The sequence below is a fragment of the Thermostichus sp. OS-CIW-31 genome, from assembly GCF_054060305.1.
The window spans coordinates 286,088-300,633 of record NZ_JBSSDA010000001.1; the positions used below are offsets into that span (position 1 = coordinate 286,088).

Annotated in this window: 15 protein-coding genes; 11 read left to right on the forward strand and 4 right to left on the reverse strand. The window is 59.7% G+C overall.

Going from position 1 to position 14,546, the window contains the following annotated elements:
- Nucleotides 1-219: 219 nt before the first annotated feature.
- Nucleotides 220-570, forward strand: a complete 351-nt coding sequence (locus tag ACVWY9_RS01340; protein WP_457387280.1) for a hypothetical protein — start codon at nt 220-222, stop codon at nt 568-570.
- A gap of 286 nt (nt 571-856) precedes the next feature.
- Here ACVWY9_RS01340 and miaB read toward each other — a convergent pair whose 3' ends face one another.
- Nucleotides 857-2,191 (reverse strand): tRNA (N6-isopentenyl adenosine(37)-C2)-methylthiotransferase MiaB, encoded by a 1,335-nt coding sequence (gene miaB / locus ACVWY9_RS01345; protein ID WP_457387281.1) that lies wholly within the window; start codon nt 2,189-2,191, stop codon nt 857-859.
- A 121-nt stretch (nt 2,192-2,312) separates the two neighbouring features.
- Here miaB and ACVWY9_RS01350 point away from each other — a divergent pair, with 121 nt between their 5' ends.
- From ACVWY9_RS01350 to argB, 3 genes are read left to right on the forward strand one after another with little or no spacing between them, the layout of a single operon-like run.
- A complete protein-coding gene (locus ACVWY9_RS01350; protein ID WP_011433287.1) occupies nt 2,313-2,747 on the forward strand; it encodes a BlaI/MecI/CopY family transcriptional regulator in 435 nt (144 codons plus the stop codon).
- Nucleotides 2,744-3,625: a M56 family metallopeptidase gene (locus ACVWY9_RS01355; protein WP_457387282.1), complete on the forward strand. Its 882-nt coding sequence runs from the start codon at nt 2,744-2,746 to the stop codon at nt 3,623-3,625. Before ACVWY9_RS01350 ends, ACVWY9_RS01355 begins: the two co-directional genes overlap by 4 nt.
- A gap of 59 nt (nt 3,626-3,684) precedes the next feature.
- The gene (argB, locus tag ACVWY9_RS01360; protein ID WP_414329128.1) at nt 3,685-4,623 is read left to right on the forward strand and encodes an acetylglutamate kinase; all 939 of its coding nucleotides are present in this window, start codon (nt 3,685-3,687) and stop codon (nt 4,621-4,623) included.
- On the opposite strand, the gene ACVWY9_RS01365 is transcribed toward argB, so the two are convergent.
- Nucleotides 4,620-5,429 carry a hypothetical protein gene (locus ACVWY9_RS01365; RefSeq protein ID WP_457387283.1) on the reverse strand — a complete coding sequence of 270 codons (810 nt, stop codon included), beginning with the start codon at nt 5,427-5,429 and terminating at the stop codon, nt 4,620-4,622. The two genes, argB and ACVWY9_RS01365, sit on opposite strands and share 4 nt — an antisense overlap.
- Before the next feature lie 230 nt (nt 5,430-5,659).
- Here ACVWY9_RS01365 and ACVWY9_RS01370 point away from each other — a divergent pair, with 230 nt between their 5' ends.
- Nucleotides 5,660-7,528 (forward strand): ABC transporter ATP-binding protein, encoded by a 1,869-nt coding sequence (locus tag ACVWY9_RS01370; RefSeq protein ID WP_457387284.1) that lies wholly within the window; start codon nt 5,660-5,662, stop codon nt 7,526-7,528.
- Nucleotides 7,529-7,549: 21 nt separating this feature from the next.
- On the opposite strand, the gene ACVWY9_RS01375 is transcribed toward ACVWY9_RS01370, so the two are convergent.
- Nucleotides 7,550-7,756, reverse strand: coding sequence for a hypothetical protein (locus ACVWY9_RS01375; RefSeq protein ID WP_041436551.1), 207 nt, complete (start codon nt 7,754-7,756; stop codon nt 7,550-7,552).
- A gap of 178 nt (nt 7,757-7,934) precedes the next feature.
- On the opposite strand from ACVWY9_RS01375, the gene ACVWY9_RS01380 reads away from it, so the two are divergent.
- The 3 genes from ACVWY9_RS01380 (at nt 7,935) to ACVWY9_RS01390 (ending at nt 10,491) form a co-directional block, all read left to right on the forward strand.
- A complete protein-coding gene (locus ACVWY9_RS01380) occupies nt 7,935-8,306 on the forward strand; it encodes a hypothetical protein (protein WP_041436554.1) in 372 nt (123 codons plus the stop codon).
- Between the two features lie 198 nt (nt 8,307-8,504).
- Nucleotides 8,505-10,016 carry a stress-responsive protein Ycf46 gene (ycf46, locus tag ACVWY9_RS01385; protein WP_457387285.1) on the forward strand — a complete coding sequence of 504 codons (1,512 nt, stop codon included), beginning with the start codon at nt 8,505-8,507 and terminating at the stop codon, nt 10,014-10,016.
- A 124-nt stretch (nt 10,017-10,140) separates the two neighbouring features.
- Nucleotides 10,141-10,491, forward strand: a complete 351-nt coding sequence (locus ACVWY9_RS01390; protein ID WP_414355711.1) for a DUF1257 domain-containing protein — start codon at nt 10,141-10,143, stop codon at nt 10,489-10,491.
- A gap of 123 nt (nt 10,492-10,614) precedes the next feature.
- Here the strand turns inward: ACVWY9_RS01390 and ACVWY9_RS01395 are convergent, their stop codons facing one another.
- Nucleotides 10,615-11,853 carry a phosphoglycerate kinase gene (locus ACVWY9_RS01395; RefSeq protein WP_457387286.1) on the reverse strand — a complete coding sequence of 413 codons (1,239 nt, stop codon included), beginning with the start codon at nt 11,851-11,853 and terminating at the stop codon, nt 10,615-10,617.
- A gap of 46 nt (nt 11,854-11,899) precedes the next feature.
- Between ACVWY9_RS01395 and ACVWY9_RS01400 the strand changes: the two genes are divergently transcribed.
- The 3 genes from ACVWY9_RS01400 to ACVWY9_RS01410 all read left to right on the forward strand — a co-directional run bounded on the left by ACVWY9_RS01400 (nt 11,900) and on the right by ACVWY9_RS01410 (nt 14,514).
- Nucleotides 11,900-12,031 carry a hypothetical protein gene (locus ACVWY9_RS01400; protein ID WP_414400357.1) on the forward strand — a complete coding sequence of 44 codons (132 nt, stop codon included), beginning with the start codon at nt 11,900-11,902 and terminating at the stop codon, nt 12,029-12,031.
- Nucleotides 12,032-12,060: 29 nt separating this feature from the next.
- On the forward strand, nt 12,061-13,479 hold the full coding sequence (gene pds / locus ACVWY9_RS01405) for a 15-cis-phytoene desaturase (protein WP_414406685.1): 1,419 nt from the start codon (nt 12,061-12,063) through the stop codon (nt 13,477-13,479).
- Nucleotides 13,480-13,635: 156 nt separating this feature from the next.
- Nucleotides 13,636-14,514, forward strand: coding sequence for a phytoene synthase (locus tag ACVWY9_RS01410; protein WP_011433298.1), 879 nt, complete (start codon nt 13,636-13,638; stop codon nt 14,512-14,514).
- Nucleotides 14,515-14,546 lie beyond the last annotated feature (32 nt).

Here is a 14,546-nt window from a genome sequence, read left to right on the forward strand (position 1 = left end):
AAGCAGAGCATCCTGATCCTAGTCGGCGGCGAGATCCTTTGTCATGTTGGCCCTCCATTGGGTTGCAGGCGGTTGCCAATTGAGGCATTTCGAGTAGAATCCGCTCTAGCTGCCGGTCAAAAGGTAGGCTGCACGGGGATCAAGGTTGATTGGCAACGTTCAAACCCCGCTTTTTTCCGGTGTTGAGGAAAAGCTGTAGCGCAGGAGGAATCCCAGCACATGCGTCTGACTTTGGCCATTCTTCTGGGTTGTCTATCCGTCGGGATCCCGGCTGGATCCGCCTTGGCCCAAATTGCCTATCCTTCCTATCCGGTGGGAGATGCCCTGGATAGGATCCTGTTGGATACAGGCAGGAATGTGGATCCGGTCATTTTCCCTGAGGAGGTGGTGCGCTCCCAGGCCCGGCAGACCACCGCCTTCTTCACCACGCTGCTGAACCAACGCACCAACATCCCACCCCTGCGCTCGCTAGATTTGCCCAGTCCCTATCAGGCTTCGGTTCGTACCCAGGCCGGGTACTACCGCGTGACCCAGACAGAGCCCGTTTTGGATTTTGAAATCTTGCGCTAGGCAGGGCAGGTATTCGGGGCCTGTTCCAGCACCGGCCTGTTGCTGTTGCCAAAACGTTGTGTATGAAGCTCCGTTCTACTGCTGCGCGGAAGAAAGCTAGCTAGGGCGGTGGTTGTGCCCTGGTCGGCGTGGCGGAAAGGGCAGTGACTGCCTGGCGGTTGCCTTAAAGCTGTTCACCCAGGAGGGCATGGTTTTTCTCAGCGAAACAGCTCCCTGGAGAGGCGCTCCGCCGGCGCAATCGGACAAGAGGGAACTGGGGAAAGTTGTGTTTGTGAGAGCCTTCATCCTATGGCCCGCTCGCGCGGACGGTAACTGCCTCTCCGGTCAGCGAAAAAGCTCGCGTGGCGGTAATGCGCACCGGCACCAGGGATCCCTGCAGTTGCTCTGGATCCCCTTCAAAGAACACCAAGCGATTGCCGCGGGTACGCCCCATTGCCTGGCGGGGGTTTTTCGGGTTGGGGCCTTCCACCAGCACCTCTTGCACCTGGCCTAGGAGTCGGGCACTGCGGGCGGCGGCCACCTCGGCCACCAGTCGGTTCAGCCGTTGCAGGCGGTCGCTTTTTTCCTCTTCAGGCACCTGGTCGGGCCACTCGGCGGCGGGGGTGCCGGGACGAGGGGAGTAGGCGGCGGTGTTCACTTGGTCAAAGCCAATGTCCTGCACCAGTTGCAGGGTTTCTTGGAACTGAGCTTCGGTCTCTCCCGGGAAGCCGACAATGGCATCGGCGCTGATGGCGGCTTCGGGCATGTATTGGCGGATGAGCTGGATGATCTGGCGATAGCGCTCGTGGGTGTAGCCGCGCCGCATCCGCTTGAGCACTTCGTTGCTGCCCGCCTGGAAGGGAATGTGGAAGTGCTCGCAGACTTTGGGCAGCTCGGCGCAGGTGGCGATCAGCTCCTCGGTAAAGTAGCGCGGGTGGCTGGTGGCAAAGCGAATCCGTTCAATACCTTCCACCGAATGGACGAAGCGCAACAAGCTGGCCAGGTTGGTTTTCGGATCCAGATCCCGTCCGTAGGCATCGATGTTCTGCCCCAGCAACGTCACCTCTCGATAGCCTGCTCTGGCCACGTCTTCGATTTCGGCGCGGATGGCCTGGGGCTGGCGGGACTGCTCTTGCCCTCGCACCCGCGGCACGATGCAGTAGGTGCAGCGCTCGTTGCAACCGTAGATAACGTTGATCCAAGCAGTGACCTGGCTGTCGCGACGGGGCTTGGTGATGTCTTCTGGGATCTCAACCGGATCGGTGGCCACCACCTGGTTTCCGGCTTCCACCTGCGCCAACAGATCCCCAAGGCGGTTCACGTACTGGGGGCCCATGACCAGATCCAGCTCAGGGACGCGGCGCAACAATTTTTCCCCTTCCTGCTGGGCCACACAGCCGGCCACAACGAGCTTGATGGCCGGGTTTTTGCGCTTGCGCTGCGCCTGGATGCCCAGGTAGGAATAGACCTTTTGCTCAGCATTGTCGCGGATGGTGCAGGTGTTGTAGAGAACTAAGTCCGCCTGCAACTCATCTTCGGTGGCCACATACCCCAGGGACTCCAGGATCCCGGCCATGCGCTCGGTATCGGCGCGGTTCATTTGGCAGCCGAAGGTGATGGTGTGGTAGGTGGGAGCAGCCATGGGAAGAAACAGTACGAAGAACCACCATCTTCGAGCTTAGCGGATCCTTAAAATGGCAGCGGGGCTTGAGACTCCAACAGTTAATCTAGCTAGATAGAAATTCCTACACTGGCAAAGGCTCATGTTGCCCAAGCATCGTCCCAAGCAACTGTCGCTGGGCCCTCTGGAGTCGGAAATCTTGGACATCCTCTGGGATCTGGGCAGTGCCAGCACCCGTCAAATCCACGAGCGCATCTTGGCCGATCCGGATCGGGAGCTGGCCTATGCCTCTGTGACTACAGTTTTGCAGCGCTTAAGCCAGAAGGGCTGGGTGAGCTGTGAGCGCCGCACCGATCCCCAAGGGCGGAATCTGCCCATGCTGTGGCGGCCTCGTCTTTCGCGTCAGGAAGCGGCCAGCCTCAGGGCCTTCACCCACCTGCAGCAGTTTTTGGCTGTAGGGGATCCCGATACGGTGGCAGCCTTTGCCGATAGCCTGGATCAGGCCAGTGTGTCCCAGTTGCAGGCGATTGCCGAACGGCTGCGGGCAGCCCGTCAAGCCAGGAGGGATCCGCGATGAGCCACTTGGGCATGTTATTGCTGGGCTTGGGCCTCAGTTGGCTGTGGCGGGTGCAATTGCGCCTGGATAAGGGGGGCGGGTGGAGCCGGCGTTGGCAGCGGGCTTGGATCCACTTCTTGCTGCCCCCGCTGCTGTTGCTGACCACTGCTTTGGCCTTGGCCTGGATGGGGCCGTGGGGACAAATGGCCGGGGTGGGGGGCTGGTTCTGCTACGGCTGTGCTCTGCTGTTGCTGGCCGTGGCCGGCGGCGTGGCCTTGCACTGGATTTGGGAATACTGGCGCTCCTATCGACGTGCCCACCTGCAAGCTCTGGCCCAGGTGGATTTGCATGGCTCTCCGGCCTATGTGCTGGATTTGGAGATCCCTTTTGCTGCCCAAGTGGGGGTGTGGAATGCCCAGTTGGTGGTCAGCCGCGGCCTGCTGGAGCAGTTGGATGATGAGCACTTGCGGGCTGTAATCGCTCACGAAGAAGCCCATCGCCACTACCGCGACACCCTGTGGATGTTTGGGGTGGGCTGGCTGCGACGCCTCACCGGCTGGCTGCCCAACACCGAGGCCCTCTGGCAGGAATTGCTCACTCTGCGGGAACTGCGGGCGGATCGCTGGGCGGCCCAACGGGTGGATCCCTTGCTGTTGGGAGAGGCCCTGCTGCAGGTGGTGGGCTATGGCGTGGTGGAGCAACCGGCGGCGGCCTGGGTTGGCTTTGCAATGGCCGTGAGTTCAGACTCAGGGCAACGGCTGCAGGAGCGTATCGATGCCCTGCTGCAGCAGGCAGAGTCAGGGCCCGTCGATCCCCCGCCCCATTCTTCTTCCATTCGGGGTTGGGCCTGGTTGGGGTTGTCCCTATTGCCTTTGCTGGCGATCCCGTTCCATACCTGAGGATTTGCAGAATGCGATACTCTGGGTCAGGTTTTCTGGACTTCTAGGGACTTACAGCAGTGCAAACCAACTCTTCCCTTTCTGAGGCGACCGGGTCGGCGTGTGATCCCCTTACGCGGGCGCAGATCCTCATCGAGGCTTTACCCTACATTCAGCAGTACCAGGGCCGCGTCATTGTCATCAAATATGGCGGCGCAGCCATGGTGCATCAAGAGCGACGGGCCGAGGTGCTCCGAGACATCGTCTTTCTGGCCTGTGTGGGGATCCGCCCGGTGTTGGTGCATGGGGGGGGGCCGGAGATCAACAGTTGGCTACAAAAACTGGACATTCCCTTCAAGTTTGTGGATGGCTTGCGGGTTACCGATGCCGCCACCATGGAAGTAGTGGAGATGGTGTTGGTGGGCAAGGTTAATAAGCAGATCGTGCAGCTCATCAGCTTGGCCGGCGGATCGGCGGTGGGGCTGTGCGGGCGAGATGGCAACTTGATCAAAGCGCGATCCCAGGGCCGGGCAGAGATCGGCTTTGTTGGGGAAGTGAGCAGCATCAACCCCCAGTTGCTGCAAACCCTGTTGGAAGGTGGACAGATTCCGGTGATCTCCAGCGTGGCTGCCGATGAGACAGGCCAAGCCTACAACATCAACGCCGATACGGTGGCGGGAGAACTGGCGGCCTCTCTGGGGGCAGAAAAGCTGATTTTGCTCACCGACACCCCTGGCATTCTCAAAGATCCTCAGGATCGCAGCTCTCTGATTACGTTGCTGGATATCGAGACGGCTCGCCAGTTGATCCAAGCCGGTGTCGTCAAGGGCGGCATGATCCCGAAGGTGCAGTGTTGCATTCGCGCCTTGGCACAAGGGGTACGGGCAGCCCACATTCTGGATGGGGGATCCCCTCATTCCCTATTGCTGGAGCTGCTGACCGATGCCGGCGTGGGCACCAAGCTGGTTCCTTCTCAATTTGCCGCCCAGTTGGAAGGGCTGAACAACGGATCCCGCTAGGCTTCCTTGATGAAGCGCAGGATCTCCCGCACATGGCCGAGAAATTGGCTATCCACACTGAGCTGAGCCACAGCTTGGCGGGTCTCTTGGCGCAGTTGGCTGTGGTCTAGCTCGTTGCTGGCCCGCAACTGTTCCAGTTGGGCCTTGAGCGCGGCCAGCTCCTGCCGTAGGTAGCGCCGGGTTTCTTCCTCTTGTTGGGCCCAAGAGCCAGGTTTGCCGGGATCCCATTGCTCCTGCAACTGCTCGACTTGGCGTGTCAACTGCTTTATCCGCTCGGCCAACTCGATGGCATCTTCGCGAGGGATCTGGATTTGCCCTTGCAACTGGGCCAAGCGGTCGGCCAAATACTCGTAGCCCCGGATGGCCGGGCGCAGAGCCGTTAACAACACCGCAGCCACGGCGCTGGGGTAGCCAATGGGGGTGACTTGCCCAACGGCCAAGCCATAGAAAGCCAGAGCCGACAGCCCATGCAGGGCAATGGCTATGCGCAACGACCAGCGGCTGAGCTTTTGCAGGAAGGCAAACGTCGAATCTTCCACCGGGATCCCTCGTTCCTGAGACACGACCGCCTCCTGCTGAACGGCCTTGGCCTGAAAGTAGAGGTTCCAGGGAAGGGTGACGATCACCACCAGCCACCAAAAGCTGGCGATCCCAATGGCCCAATCGGCCAGCTCCCCAATAGGTAGCCCAAAAGCCCGCAACAGGCCAAACAGGATCCCGCCGCCGATCAACAACAGCAGCCCCGCCACCCAAACTGGGAAAAAGATTTTCGAGTAAGACACGGAGTAAGAGGTTGAGTAAGACATTGCCGGTTTCTCCTCATCAAGCTGCCTACAGCCTGCCCGAACCGAGCGGCCAGAAGCTCCTGAAGCGGCCAGTTTTCCGTCCGTCCCAGAGCCATTAGGGGTGCAGCTATAGCCATTCCCAATGGCGAGGAAACCCTTGCGGATCCCAAACTCCCTCTCCCTCAGGGAGAGCGCTTAGAGTAGATCAGTGCTCTCTATGAGTTGTCTTTGTTGTTCTCGGGTGTAAGCCTGTGAGCCTTGCCGCCTCTCCCCCCGATACCGATTTAAGTAGGGATCCCCGCCCTCGGCGAGAAAGCGATTGGCGGCTGCTGCGGCTCCTCTGGCCCTACGCCCGTCGGCACCTGAAGCTACTGTTGGCCGCCTTGGCCTTTCTGCCTCCCTTGGCGCTGGCGGATGCGGTGCAGCCTCTGATCCTACAGCGGGCTCTGGATGGCCCCATTGCCCAGGCTCTGGAACAGGGTGAGGCCGGGATCCTCTCCGACCTTTGGCCCTATGTGGGGCTGTTGATCCTAACGGTACTGGTTCGCTGGCTCTTCCAAGCCCTGGAAGGGTATGTCAGCCAAAAGCTGGGGCAGTTGATGACCCGCGACATCCGCGACGATCTCTTCGCCCACATTCTGGCCTTGCCGGCTCAGTTTTTCGACCGCACCCCGGTGGGTAAGCTGATCACCCGCATCACCAACGATGTGGAAGCCCTGGGAGATGTCTTTTCCACCGGTGCCGTCGGCATCGTCAGCGACCTGTTTACCCTGGGGGTGATCGCGGTGGTCATGCTCAGCCAACGCTGGGATCTGGGCTTGCTGCTGATCTTGATCGTCCTGCCCATCAGCGCCGTTGTCCTCGAGTTGCAGCGCCGCTTTCGGGATGCCAACTTTCGCGTGCGCGAAGAACTCTCCAAACTGAACTCCTGGATCCAGGAGAACATCTTGGGCATTGTCGTTGTGCAACTGTTTCGCCGGGAGCGGCTCAATAGCGAGATTTTTCAAACCATGAACCGCCGCTACATCCAGGAAGTGGATCAAACCATCCTTTATGATTCTGCCCTTTCTGCCGTTTTGGAGTGGGTGTCTTGGCTGGCCGTGGCGGCTTTGCTCTGGGTGGGCGGGCAGCAGGTGATGTCAGCCGGTAGGGGCTCACTTGGAGGGGGATGGACGGGATCCCTGCCCCTGCCCGGGGAACCCCTCACCTTTGGCAGCCTCTACGCCTTTATTCTCTTTTCGCAACGGTTTTTCAACCCGCTGCGGCAGTTGGCGGAAAAGTTCACCGCCCTGCAGGCGGGGTTCACCGCCGTCGAGCGCATCGATGCCATCCTCAGCCTGCCGGTCGCCATCCGGGATCCCGCTCAGCCCCGCCACTTGCCCCCCAATGCCAGAGGAGAGGTGCAGTTCGAGCACGTCTGGTTTGCCTACAACCCCGGGGAGTGGGTGCTCAAAGACCTCACCTTCACCATCCGCCCCGGAGAAAAAGTGGCCCTGGTGGGGCCCACGGGAGCCGGGAAAAGCTCCATCATTCGCTTGCTCTGCTGTCTCTACGACGTAACCCAGGGATCTATTCGCATTGACGGCGTTGATATTCGGGATCTCCCCCAGGCTGAGCTGCACCGCCACCTAGGGGTAATCCTGCAGGATGGATTTTTGTTTTCCGGGGATATCCAGCAAAACATCACCCTAGGAGAGAAGGCAGATCTAGCGGCAGTGGAGCAGGTCGCCCGCCAACTCAACCTGCATGACTTCCTCCGCAATTTGCCCCAAGGCTACGCCACCCCTGTGCGAGAGCGGGGCAGCAACCTCTCCAGCGGCCAGAAACAGCTTATCAGCTTTGTGCGGGCCATGTGGCGGGATCCCAAAATCTTGGTTTTGGACGAAGCCACCGCCAGCCTGGATGTGGGCACCGAAGCCCTCCTGCAATCCGCTCTAGACACCCTGCTGCGGGATCGCACCGCCCTGATCATCGCCCACCGCCTTTCCACCATCCGCGATGTGGATCGCATCTTGGTTCTGCAGCGGGGGGAACTCAAAGAGCAGGGATCCCATGCCGAGCTCATGGCCCTCAGCGGGCTCTATGCCAGCCTCTATCGGCTGCAAGATCTGGGCGGCTAGCAGGGTGCTTCTGCCCAACCGTCAGCGACTGGCGCCAAAGCGAGACCGAATTGCCTTTAGGGTGGTGAAGCTGGCATCCGCGAACGCGATGCGAGCCTTGCAGAGTAACAGATTGCCGTTATCCACGGCAGTGTCTCTCAAGCTGGCCAAACCATCGCTGGCCTGCACCAGGGCACGGCGGCCCCAGCTAGAGAAATTTTTGCTGAGGGTGTTGATCAAGCGTTCCATAGGGATTGGACATTCCGCTCCTTGTCTTCCACCTAGCCTACTCCCCCAGCCGCAGGTATCCACAGAGGGCCATCAAGAAAATTGTTTGTTACAGATTGTTAAAAACTTGCCGTCAAGCCGGCAGACTGGCTATGATAGGCCCCAAGTTTGGCAAGCAATTCAAAGAAAGCGGTTAGCCATGAATCATCGGCCAGAGGTAGTGGAAGGCACAGAGTCCAAGCAGAAGGTGACCCTGTATCTCTCACCTGAGCTGCACCGGAATCTGAAGATTCGGGCTGCCGTGGAGCGGGAGCCGATGTCGGCAGTGGCAGAGAAGGCCATTACCTTCTATCTGCTTCACCCAGAGGTCATTGAAGGGGTACAAGGTAGCGCCTATCGTGTCCATCAATGTCCCAAGTGTAGTCACCCATTTGTTATCCGCGATGGAGAGGTGGTTTCCCTGCACCAGACATCGGCTGCCGAAGCCATCCTTGAAGAGGTGGAGCCAGAATACTGGGGATCGGCTGCTGGCTCGGAAGAGCAACGGCAGGATGCTCTGGTACCCTGCTAGAACGCTCCCAAGCGGGCCCCCTTCAGGAACTTGAGCTGATAGGAGCAGACAGCAACACAGAAAGCTTCTAAAATCCTCTCAAAATCCATCCAACAAGGGCGTACTCCCAAGTGCAATCCAATACCTAGGCAACTCGAACCCCATTTTTCAACCGTTCTGGCGGCTCCTGAAATTTCCCCTCTGCAGTTGGTGTTTCCCATGCAAGAGCTAAGCATCCTCATTCAAGCTCAATACCCACTGCTGTACCTGCTGACTCCAGAGGAGGAACGGGCAGAAGCGGCTCTGGCAGCAATTGCCCGCACCCTTAAGCCTCAGCGTCGCCTATTCATTTGGACAGTTACCCACGGCATCGTCGAATACGGCAACCCCCGCAGCCTCACCCAGCACAACACCCAATCCCCCCAGCCCGCCATCCAGTGGGTAATGGAGCAAAAGGATCCCGCCATCTGCGTCTTCAAAGACCTACATGACTTCTTGGACAACACCGAGGTGAAGCGCTGGCTGCGGGATGCTATTGCCAGCCTGAAGGGATCCCACAAAACCATCCTGCTCATGTCGCCGGTGCAGGTGATTCCGGTCGAGCTGGAGAAAGACATTTGCGTAGTGGACTTCCCCCTGCCGGACATGGCCACATTGGAGCGCGCCCTCAACCGCCAGCTGGAGCAGATCCCGCGCTCCCTGCCTTTGGCTCCTGATACCCGCGAAAAGTTGCTCAAGGCGGCCCTGGGCCTAACGCAGGACGAGGCAGAAAAAGTCTACCGCAAGGCTGTGGTGATGCATGGTCGCCTCACCGAGGCAGAAGTAGACATCATCCTCTCTGAGAAGAAGCAACTGATCCGGCGCAACGGCATTCTCGAGTTTATCGAAGAGGACGAGACCATCGACGCCGTTGGCGGTCTGGAAGAGCTGAAGCGCTGGCTGCTGCAACGTTCTGAGGCCTTCACTGAGCGGGCCCGCGCCTATGGACTGCCCCAACCCAAGGGTATGCTGATCCTGGGCGTGCCTGGCTGCGGTAAGTCGCTGATCGCCAAGACCACTGCCCGTCTCTGGGGCCTGCCCCTGCTGCGTCTGGACATGGGCCGCGTTTATGATGGCTCCATGGTGGGCAAATCGGAAGCGAATCTGCGCAGTGCCCTGCGAACTGCTGAATCTCTCGCCCCTGCCATCCTTTTCATCGACGAGCTGGACAAAGCCTTTGCCGGGTCAGCAGGCTCCAGCGATTCTGACGGGGGCACCTCCAGCCGCATCTTTGGCTCTTTCCTAACCTGGATGCAGGAGAAGCGCTCGCCGGTCTTTGTCATGGCCACCGCCAACCGTGTGGACCGTCTGCCGGGCGAATTCTTGCGCAAGGGCCGTTTTGACGAAATCTTCTTCGTGGACTTGCCCAACATCAACGAGCGCATCGAGATCTTTCGGATCCACCTGCAGAAGCGGCGGCGCGATATCAGCCGCTTTAACCTGCGCCAGCTAGCTGCCGCCTGTGAAGGCTTCTCCGGCGCAGAGATCGAACAAGTTTTGATTGCTGCCATGTACGAAGCGTTTGCCCAGAACCGCGAATTTACCCAACTGGACATTTTGGCAGCAACGAAAGCAACTCAACCGCTATCTCGCACCATGACGGAGCAAGTGGTAGCGTTGAGGGAATGGGCCCAGCAGCGGGCTCGGCCTGCAGCGGCCTCTGTAGCCGAGTACCAGCGGCTGGAGTTCTAGGAGGAGGTGAGGATCCAAAGCTACCTTGACAAAAGCAGGGACGGCAGGGCCCAAACCTTCCCCAAAGAACAGTGCCCATTGTTTGTGTTGATGTTCCAACCCCTACACACAGGAGAGAAACACCATGTCTCATTTTAGCACCTTGCGTACCAAGATCACCGATAGCCAAATCCTGATCAACTCTCTGCGCGATCTCGGCTACACCGTTAAGCTGAACGCCGACGTGCGTGGCTACAACGGCCAGCGTGTTCGCGCTGACATCGTGGCTCAGTTGGAAGGCGACTACGATCTGGGCTGGTCGAAGAATCCCGACGGTTCCTACGACCTGATCGCCGATCTGTGGGGCGTGGCCAAGAAGCACAACCAGACCGAGTTGATCAACTCCATCAACCAGAAGTACGCCGTCAACAAGACCTTGGCCGAGGTGAAGCGTCCTGGCTTGAACAACGCCAACGTTAAAGTGGTGATGCACTAAGCCGGATCCTGTCTCGCCATCGCTGCAGCGATCTACACCGACTAAAGTTAGGAGGGGCTGAATCCAGCCCCTACTTTTTGGCTTGGTTTTTGGATTGGAGGGGCTGCGACCCGAAGGAGGAACCTACGCTTCTGTGAGAGCGGCAATGCCGGGCAGCACCTTCCCTTCCAATAGCTCCAAGCTGGCCCCGCCGCCGGTGGAGATGTGGGTCATCTTGTCAGCGAGGCCAACTTTCTCGACAGCTGCCACCGAGTCGCCGCCGCCGATGATGGTGGTGGCTCCCGCTTGAGTGAGATCGGCCAGGGTGCGGGCGATGGCTTCTGTGCCCAGGGCAAAGCGGTCGAATTCGAACACGCCCATTGGCCCATTCCAGACCACGGTTTGGCACCCCTGCAGGGCGGACTGAAAAGCTTTTACCGATTCTGGGCCAATGTCCAGACCCATCCAGTCGTCGGGGATCTGGTGGATGGAAACCGTCTGGGCGTTGGCGTCTTTGTCAAAGCGATCCGCTACCACCACGTCCACCGGCAGCAACAGCTCCACCCTTCGCGCTTTGGCTTTCTCCATCAGGGAGCGGGCGAGATCCAGCTTGTCGGTTTCTACCAGGGATTTGCCGGTCTTGAGGCCCTGGGCTTGGTAAAAGGTGAAGATCATGCCGCCGCCCAGCAGGAGCTTGTCCACTTTTTCCAGGAGCCGCTCAATGACGCCGATTTTGCTGGACACTTTGGAGCCGCCGATGATGGCCGCCAAGGGCCGCCGGGGATCCTCAATGGCGCCGGAGAGGAATTGCAGCTCCCTTTCCACCAGGTAGCCAGCCACAGCAGGCTGGAGATAGGCGGTAACGCCGGCAGTAGAGGCGTGGGCGCGGTGGGCGCTGCCAAAGGCGTCGTTGACAAACAGGTCGGCCAGTGAGGCCAGCTTGCGGGCAAATTCCGGGTCGTTGTCCTCCTCTTCTGGGTAGAAGCGGACGTTTTCCAGCAGGGCCACCTGGCCGTTTTCCAGGCGGTTCACTACCGCCTCGGCCTCAGGGCCGATGCAGTCGGGGGCAAAGGCAACCGGCTGGCCCAGCAATTGAGAAAGACGGGTGGCTACGGGGGCCAGGCTATTGCCCTCGCGGGCGACCTTAACCGCGCCTGTCTCTTTGTCCTTCTTGACGGGGCGGCCCAGGTGGCTGGTGAGGATCACTTTGGCGCCTGCCTGGGTGAGGGCCTGGATGGTGGGCAGGGAGGCGCGAATGCGGGTGTCGTCGGTGATGTTGCCCTGGGGATCCAACGGGACGTTGAAGTCGGCGCGCACCAGCACGCGCTTGCCGTTTAAATCAAAGCCAGATGACAGCAGGGATCCCAGTGTTTGTTTGGCCATCGTTGTTTTCCCCCGGACTGCAGAAAATCTTTATTTTTTCTTCCGTATGTATCCTACCAGCGATTGGGATCCCGGCAGCGAGACCGATGGGCTTCGGGATCCCCTTGTTCCGCTGCTTTTGCTGGGTCGGCCTTCCGTCTGCCCCTTGGCCCCGGCAATTGTAACGGTTTGCAAATAGAATAAAAATGTTGCTTTGTCGTTACCCTCATGCGTGTTGCCATTGCTGGTGGCGGGCTGGCCGGGCTGGCCTGTGCCAAGTATCTCTGCGATGCCGGGCATCAACCGCTCCTCTTTGAGCGGCGGGATGTTTTGGGTGGCCTGGTGGCTGCCTGGAAAGATGCCGACGGCGACTGGATCGAGACGGGGCTGCACAACTTTTTTGGCGCCTACCCCAACACGTTGCAGCTGTTCCGGGAGCTGGGCATCTCCGATCGCCTGCAGTGGAAGGAACACAGCTTGATTTTCAACCAGCCGGACAAGCCGGGCACCTATTCCCGCTTTGACCTGCCGGATATTCCCGCTCCTTTCAACGCCATTGTCGGCATCTTGCGCAACAACGACATGCTCACCTGGGGGGAAAAGGTGAAGTTTGCCCTGGGGCTGGTGCCGGCCATGATTCGCGGCCAGCGCTATGTGGAGCAGATGGATCGCTATAGCCTCTTGGAATGGCTGCGGCGGCAGGGTATTGACGAGCGGGTCAACACCGATATTTTCATTGCCGTCTCCAAGGCCCTGGCCTTCATCAACCCGGAGGAGATCTCGGCCATGGTGCCCCTGACGGCCTTGAACCGCTTTTTGCAGCAAAAAGATGGCTCTAGGATTGCCTACCTAGACGGCGCTCCCCCAGAGCGGCTCTGCCAGCCGATGGTGGACTACATTGTCGCCCGTGGGGGGGAGGTTCATCTAAACGCGGCGTTGCAGGACATTCGTCTCAACCCTGACGGCAGCGTGGCCGGGTTTTGCTTAGCCACCCCCTCTGGGCCGGTGGAGGTGACTGCCGATGCCTATGTCTCGGCCCTTTCGGTGGACGCGCTCAAGGAGCTGCTGCCGGCGCAGTGGTGGGGGATCCCCTTTTTCCAAAAGCTGCGTGAACTGGAGGGGGTGCCAGTAATTAGCCTGCAGATCTGGTTTGACCGCAAGATTACTCACATCGATCACTCCTTGTTTTCCCGCTCGCCGCTATTGAGCGTGTATGCCGACATGAGCAACACCTGCCGGGCCTATGCCGATCCGGAGCGGTCCATGTTGGAGCTGGTGCTGGCTCCGGCTGCCGAGTGGATTGATCGCGGCGATGAGGAGATCTTTGCCGCCACGCTGGAGGAACTGAAAAAACTCTTTCCCCAGCACCTTACCGGCCCCAACCCCGCCCGCGTGCGCAAGTGGGTGGTGGTGAAAACGCCGCGCTCGGTCTACAAGGCTACCCCTGGCAGACAGCAGTATCGCCCCACTCAAGTTACCCCTATTCCCAACTTCTTCTTGGCGGGCAGCTACACCCTACAGCCCTTCCTGGGCAGCATGGAGGGGGCCATCCTCTCCGGCAAGTGGGCGGCGGAGGCCATCAACAAGGGGATCCCATTTCAACGCGCTTCTGTCTCGGCCTCAACTCTGGCAGCTGCGGGGGTCTAGCTCTCCGCCGTCCGCCTCCTATGCCTTTTGAATCTTTCTTTTCCCCACAACCTCTTCTAGGCTATCCGCGGCGTCCGCTTTCCCGTAGTGTTGATATGTGCCCTCGCCGTTCCTCTTCCTTCTCTATCCTGGCCCTGTGCTCCTGGAGATAGCCAGATGAGTCCGCTTGAGCAATCTTTTGCCCTCTGTCGCCAGATTACGGCCAAGCACGCTAAGACTTTCTACCTGGGATCCCTGCTCTTGCCCCAGTCCAAACGGCGGGCCATCTGGGCCATCTACGCTTGGCTGCGGCAAACCGATGAGTTGCTGGATGGACTGGAAGCCAGCCAGGCAGAGGTGGAGGTCACCCGCAGCAAGCTGGAGCAGTGGGGATCCCATCTGGAGTCGCTCTTCCAGGGAGGCGAGCCGCAAGTCCCCACGGACCTCGCTTTGATCCACACCATCCGCACCTACCGCCTTTCCATCGAGCCGTTTCGCGAGATGCTGCGGGGGCAGAGCATGGACTTGGATACGCGGCGCTACGCCACCTGGGAGGATCTGCGGGTCTACTGCTACCGCGTGGCCGGGGTGGTGGGGCTGATGTGCTCGGAGATCATGGGGTTTGTGCCGGGCCGGGATGGCCGCGAGGAGGCGGTGGCGCTGGGGATCGCCATGCAACTAACCAACATCTTGCGGGATGTGGGAGAGGACGCCCGCCGCGGGCGGATCTACATCCCCCTGGAAGATCTGCGCCGCTTCAACTACTCCGAGCGGGACCTGTTTAACTATGTTATTGACGAGCGCTGGATGGCTTTGATGGACTATGAGATCCGGCGGGCTAGGGAGCTCTATGCCCAAGCGGAACGGGGGATCCCTACCCTGCAGCCGGACTCCCGCTGGCCGGTAGCCGCTTCCTTGATGCTCTACCGGCAGATTCTCAACGCCATCGAGCGCAACCACTACCAGGTTTTTCGCACCCGCGCTTACGTGTCCACTCTCAGCAAGGCATTGGCGCTGCCGGTGGCTTGGTGGCGTTCCAACTACTACGGCTATTAGCCAACGGTGCCCAACCGGAGTGGTGGCAGAAA

What these genes read in the sequence shown, in the direction of transcription:
- ACVWY9_RS01340 (WP_457387280.1), top strand. Translation starts at nt 220, where the DNA reads ATGCGTCTGACTTTGGCCATTCTTCTGGGTTGTCTATCCGTCGGGATC.
- miaB (WP_457387281.1), bottom strand. Translation starts at nt 2,191, where the DNA reads ATGGCTGCTCCCACCTACCACACCATCACCTTCGGCTGCCAAATGAAC.
- ACVWY9_RS01350 (WP_011433287.1), top strand. Translation starts at nt 2,313, where the DNA reads ATGTTGCCCAAGCATCGTCCCAAGCAACTGTCGCTGGGCCCTCTGGAG.
- ACVWY9_RS01355 (WP_457387282.1), top strand. Translation starts at nt 2,744, where the DNA reads ATGAGCCACTTGGGCATGTTATTGCTGGGCTTGGGCCTCAGTTGGCTG.
- ACVWY9_RS01365 (WP_457387283.1), bottom strand. Translation starts at nt 5,429, where the DNA reads ATGTCTTACTCAACCTCTTACTCCGTGTCTTACTCGAAAATCTTTTTC.
- ACVWY9_RS01375 (WP_041436551.1), bottom strand. Translation starts at nt 7,756, where the DNA reads ATGGAACGCTTGATCAACACCCTCAGCAAAAATTTCTCTAGCTGGGGC.
- ACVWY9_RS01380 (WP_041436554.1), top strand. Translation starts at nt 7,935, where the DNA reads ATGAATCATCGGCCAGAGGTAGTGGAAGGCACAGAGTCCAAGCAGAAG.
- ycf46 (WP_457387285.1), top strand. Translation starts at nt 8,505, where the DNA reads ATGCAAGAGCTAAGCATCCTCATTCAAGCTCAATACCCACTGCTGTAC.
- ACVWY9_RS01390 (WP_414355711.1), top strand. Translation starts at nt 10,141, where the DNA reads ATGTCTCATTTTAGCACCTTGCGTACCAAGATCACCGATAGCCAAATC.
- ACVWY9_RS01395 (WP_457387286.1), bottom strand. Translation starts at nt 11,853, where the DNA reads ATGGCCAAACAAACACTGGGATCCCTGCTGTCATCTGGCTTTGATTTA.
- ACVWY9_RS01400 (WP_414400357.1), top strand. Translation starts at nt 11,900, where the DNA reads ATGTATCCTACCAGCGATTGGGATCCCGGCAGCGAGACCGATGGGCTT.
- pds (WP_414406685.1), top strand. Translation starts at nt 12,061, where the DNA reads ATGCGTGTTGCCATTGCTGGTGGCGGGCTGGCCGGGCTGGCCTGTGCC.
- ACVWY9_RS01410 (WP_011433298.1), top strand. Translation starts at nt 13,636, where the DNA reads ATGAGTCCGCTTGAGCAATCTTTTGCCCTCTGTCGCCAGATTACGGCC.